The sequence below is a fragment of the Phocaeicola sp. RTP21198st1_B8_RTP21198_201120 genome (assembly GCF_040929485.1).
Classification (GTDB): Bacteria; Bacteroidota; Bacteroidia; order Bacteroidales; family Bacteroidaceae; genus Phocaeicola; species Phocaeicola dorei.
Genome location: NZ_JBCOCI010000304.1, coordinates 1 through 1,174, shown reverse-complemented (window position 1 = coordinate 1,174; position 1,174 = coordinate 1). Strand labels below are relative to the sequence as shown.

The following is a 1,174-nucleotide window of genomic DNA, read 5'->3' as shown; positions in this document are numbered from 1 at the left end:
ATTCTATCAAGTGTGCGACATCACCGATACACAAGCTACCATTTCATCCCTCGAAACTCTCACTCGAAAAATGGGTGGAATGGATATATTGATTATCTGTGCCGGGACCGGAGAACTAAACCCCGAACTCTCCTACCAATTGGAAGAACCTACCTTACTAACGAACGTGATAGGATTCACCAACATCGCAGACTGGGGTTTCCGATATTTCGAACAGCAAAAAAGCGGGCATCTGGTTACTATTTCCTCTGTTGGAGGTACGCGCGGCAGTGGCATCGCTCCCGCCTACAATGCGTCGAAAGCCTATCAAATCAACTATATGGAAGGATTACGACAAAAAGCAACTAAATCTCCTTATTCTATTTACACTACCGATATTCGTCCCGGATTTGTAGACACCGCTATGGCAAAAGGAGAAGGATTGTTCTGGGTTACTCCCGTTGATAAAGCTGTGAAACAAATTAAAAAAGCTATTTCTAAAAAGAAAAAAGTAGCTTTCATTTCCAAAAGATGGAGATATGTAACTATCCTGTTTCGTCTGTTGCCATCTGCTATTTATTGCCGGATATAAAGTTCTACCTGTTCGCCACCTCTCTATATAGTAAGAAAAGAAACTTTCGTGAATTCTACAACCCGGCAACAAAGATTATCTACACAAATTCACTATCTTTGCAAAGATAGCCCGTCAACAGACCAACAAAGGACTATTGTTGCTACATGGACCGACTGATAATACCTAACTTGAAACAAAGGTGTATATGAATACTGACTTTACAAACTTAACAACAGAAAATCTTTCTAATGAGCATTTATGCTGCATTATCCGCAGCAAAAAGTCTCATCCTGGTATTGAAGCAAAGTGGCTTTCCGACCGGCTGAATGAAGGCCATGTCTTTAGAAAGTTAAACGCCAAAGCTACGGTTTTTATTGAATATGCTCCTCTTGAAACAGCTTGGGTTCCCGTCATCGGCGACAACTATTATTATCTGTATTGTTTATGGGTGTTAGGTAGTCCCCGAGGAAACGGATATGGGAAAGCATTAATAGAGTACTGTATAACTGATGCCAAAGAAAAAGGTAGATCCGGCATTTGTATGCTCGGGGCAAAAAAACAGAAGAGCTGGCTTTCCGACCAATCATTTGCAAAGAAATTTGGTTTTGAGGTGGTTGACAC

At 41.1% G+C, this 1,174-nt stretch carries 2 protein-coding genes; both read left to right on the top strand.

Translation table 11 applies throughout. The annotated features are described in order from the left end of the window. Positions 1 to 571: SDR family NAD(P)-dependent oxidoreductase (locus tag AB5935_RS25700; protein ID WP_368327838.1), on the top strand; the 571-nt coding region annotated here is incomplete at its 5' end. Between the two features lie 187 nt (positions 572 to 758). Continuing rightward, the coding region (locus tag AB5935_RS25695; protein ID WP_368327837.1) for a GNAT family N-acetyltransferase at positions 759 to 1,174 on the top strand (416 nt) is incomplete at its 3' end.